The organism is Pseudomonas sp. PA-4-8C, from assembly GCF_021606625.1.
Classification (GTDB): Bacteria; Pseudomonadota; Gammaproteobacteria; order Pseudomonadales; family Pseudomonadaceae; genus Aquipseudomonas; species Aquipseudomonas lactis.
Genome location: NZ_WKCD01000390.1, coordinates 1 through 3,823, shown reverse-complemented (window position 1 = coordinate 3,823; position 3,823 = coordinate 1). Strand labels below are relative to the sequence as shown.

Annotated in this window: 3 protein-coding genes; all 3 read right to left on the bottom strand. The window is 53.2% G+C overall.

The window, feature by feature from the left end:
• A partial coding sequence (locus GIW04_RS28775; RefSeq protein ID WP_236479461.1) for a sigma 54-interacting transcriptional regulator occupies nt 1-348 on the bottom strand: 348 nt, incomplete at its 3' end.
• 47 nt (nt 349-395) lie between these two features.
• Nucleotides 396-977, bottom strand: coding sequence for an alpha/beta hydrolase (locus GIW04_RS28770; RefSeq protein ID WP_034134614.1), 582 nt, complete (start codon nt 975-977; stop codon nt 396-398).
• 284 nt (nt 978-1,261) lie between these two features.
• On the bottom strand, nt 1,262-3,823 hold a 2,562-nt coding region (locus GIW04_RS28765), incomplete at its 5' end, for a dermonecrotic toxin domain-containing protein (RefSeq protein WP_236479460.1).

The window sequence follows — 3,823 nt, the reverse complement described above, 5'->3', positions numbered from 1 at the left end:
GAACCATCCCGCCCGGCTGCTCGCCGCACCACTGTGGCTACCGGCGGCATAGCCGAACAACTCGGCATCGGCATAGGTGGGGCTGATGGCGCCACAGTTGACCGAGACAAACAGGCCAGTACGGTCGCTGCCACGGTGAATGTGCCGCGCCAGCAATTCTTTACCGCTGCCGGTCTCACCACGAATCAATACGGGCAAGGCACGCGGCGCAAGGCTTTCCAACTCTTCACGCAGTTGGCGTGACCGTGGGTCGACGAACACCAGCGCCTTGGCGCGGATGCTCAACGGGCTTTTTTCGGCATCGGGAAAGGTCAGCAACGGCTGGCCAAAGGTTTCATGCAGACTCATGGCAGGCTCCCGCCCCAATCCGCACAGGGACGGGGCGTTGAAAAATATTAGGCGCTGCGCCGAGCGTGGTGCTCGAGGCGATGTTGCAGGCGATAGAGGTAAGCAAACCCTTGCTCCCAGCGCCGGTGGCCGGACTTCACATTGATATGCCCGGCGCCCGACAAGATGCCGGCTTCGGCGCCCCACTGACGCGCCAGTTCCAGAGCCCTGGGGGCGCTCACGGCACTGTCGTTATCGGAGCTGACCACCTGGCTGGGAAATGGCAGCAGGTCAGTTGGAATAGGGGCGAAATTGCGCAGAGCAGGGGCACACGCAGGGCGCTCGACATCCGCCGGAGCCACCAGCAACGCACCGCGTACCTGTCGCAAGAACTGCACGGGTGCGGTGGCGGCCCAGTGGGCCACGGTGATGCAGCCCAGGCTATGGGCGATCAGGATAACCGGCGTACTGTCAGCAGCGATGGCCTCGGCCAGTGCCGCCACCCAATCCTCGCGACGCGGCGTCAGCCAATCGGCCTGTTCCACCCGTGCGCTATTGGGCAGGCTGTTCTGCCAATGGGTTTGCCAATGATCTTCTGGCGATCCTTGCCAGCCCGGCACGATCAGATAACGAATCGACTCGCTGTGCATGGGTGTGCCCTCCTGCAACGTTTAGCGTTGCAGCTCAGTATAGGGACGACCTTCAAACAGAATAAGGAATAAAAAAGAATTTATTAATAACAAAATAGAATTTAGCCATATCTCCCCGCCCACACCTCAGGAAATGCCATCGCTCGCCCCGACACCCAGGTGTCAGAGCGAGACGATGCCCTTCTCTTTGGCGAAGCTGGATTACTTTCCAGATGAGCAATCAGTGGTCACGTTCAAGCGTCCAGCGCTCACTTATTGCTCATGCCGCCAAGCCTATACCCGCATTAACGAGAATGCTGCATGGAGTGCTCCGCCCCGATAGAAACCCCAAACTTATGATTCATCGGCATATAATAATCTCTCAACTCAGTGTATTTTTTTGCATAATTTTCGGGAAGAAGAACACGCGCATTCAAGAGCTCGTTTATTTCATCGACAATCGGAAAGAAACCGTAATTCTCTCGTTCGAGCACATCCCCAAACATTCTCGGACCGGTTATTTCAAAAATCTTTGTTTCATACTCTTTATAAGCCTGTTGCTCTGCGGTTGTCGCTTCCTCAGGCAGGAACGGACGATTTGCCTGCAACCAGGATTCATTAGCCTTGTATCGCTGATAAGATTCTTCCATAAGGGTATCGAGCAAAGGATTGTCGGGATGGCTCGCAAAATTACTTGTATTGAACCCATTGAAGTCCGTGGCAGCGTAAGTAACGGGCGAATTCATCAGAATATCATTTGGAGTGGCTTTCAGCATGACATCGCCTACCCCCTTAGTCAGAACATCGTCAGTATCGAGATAAATACCACCGTATTTTTTTATCAGCGCAACGCGCATGACGTCAGACGAGGCCGATAAATTCTGCCCTTGTCCTGAGCGAAAATACTGATACATCTCCCCATACTTGCCGGCATTGAGTTCTCGAAAAGCCTCCTCTTCTTTCAAATCGTGAACTTCAAGCCCACCCACTCGGTGATCCAGAGCGGATTTTATCTTCTGAAAGGCCCCAGCGTTATTGGCATCCACGTGAACGATAGACTTATACCCCGGGCTTTTCCTGGAGTTCTCAATAATATTTTCGAGCAAATGCTCTGGCATCGCATTGCCTGCCCAAAAATAGTGGATGACTTTTGGCACTTCTGTAGCGGCGGAAGGCAGCGACGGCAGTGGCGGTACTTTCAGTGTTTTATTAATAGTCGAAACCGGTGCACTTTTACTCCCGGCAGTCGCCTCGGCTTTAGTACCACTCAGCCACTTTCCTTGCCCCTTACGCCAATAAAAAATGTCATTCACTTGCCCGTTCTCGTTGAGCCCACGCCAGAGGCGTGCCTCCACGTCATACGTAACTTTTGTACCGTACTGATCTACAAAAACCATGTAGTCTTGCGAGAACATTTGATGGATATCGTCCATCGGAATCGTGAATTCCTCGAGGATCTTCGGAGGCGCAACAGGGCTCATCGGGTATCCTATCTGGCCATTGACACGTCGTGGCGGGTTGAAGTTTGGCCGCCCTTGTTCGGTGACTTGAGTGGGCGCCTGGGCTGCAATATCACCCCCTGCAACAATGCCCTCCCCGGAGACCCGCTCTGTCAGCACCTTCGCAAGCGGCGCCCCCGCATGAGTGGCTAATGGCGGTACGGCGTTCAATACGCCAAAAACGATACGGTCAGCCCCCGTCGCTTTGCCTTTGACGACATCATCAATACCGATGCCTGCCTGGGTGACCCCGGCAGCCAGGAAGAAAATATCCAGCCCTATGGCTACTTCCGGCATGACCAGCGCCAGTGGTGTCATGAACATTGCGACCTTTGTGGCCTCTTCCACACCCTGCAGTATCTTGTTCTTGGTGTAGTCGCCATCGCTGACAATGGCATTGTCGGCATCCGAGTAAGAACGCTCTTTTTGCCGAACCTTGACCGCTTCAAAAGGATCGCCACTTAATGGATCAACGGTGATAAAACGATCCGGCACCCAGCCATTGAGCCCCGAAAGAAACGCGTTCCCTGACGCCTGCGCTTCGGACCAATTGGCCATCCCTTCCAAGGTTTGCCGCACACCATCTGAAAACGACCTTCTGGCCTGGTCCTTGAGGGAGAAATGCGTCAACAGTGATTCACGCTTTACAGGATCCCTGGCTTGCTCGGCCAGCCACGTTTTCATTTGTTCCGGATTGTCGAAGCGATGGATCGGCGAGGAATTGCCAGGGATGTAAAGCAATGTGAGCTGGGTTTTGCGGTCGGTCACACACATCAAGTCGGTGGACTGAAAGCCATTGATGCTCAGCAGACCGACATCCAGATCCGGGTCCTTGACCGCAGGCATTGTAAAATCCTGGGCGGTCAGCTCGGACCATTCCTTTTGCGCAACAGGCCCCAACGCACGCTGGGCGAGTGCTGCCTCGGCAGGCTTAAGCGAGCCTTCCAAGCGTTGTAGATTGATCGCTTTAACAAAAGAGATTTTACTCAATGATGTATATGAGCCGCTGTGCTTGTCCCAAAAGCTATCAAGGGTATTTTTATACAGTTTAGTCCGGTCTGTATCCCAGACTAATGCTTTAAAATCATCAACGGGTATGGATACCTGAGTATCCGAAGTATAAGGCGCAGCCCCCTGAGCACTCGGTTCCCGGTAAATACCTTGCCGACTGTTTGCCTCTTCGACCCAGCCGTCAATTTTATTGTAAACATACACTACCGGAGAAAAATATTTGGCAATTTTTCGAAACCAACCCTCATTATCCTCAATCGTTACATCTTGCCTGTTCTTCAGCGCCGCCTGTGTCAGTGTTATTTTTTCGACGACGTCTTTTTCGTCTTCCCCATTATCTTTAAATGTAACCAGAAA

Excerpts from the sequence above, each read along its gene's own strand:
- GIW04_RS28770 (WP_034134614.1), bottom strand. The coding sequence starts at position 977 with ATGCACAGCGAGTCGATTCGTTATCTGATCGTGCCGGGCTGGCAAGGA.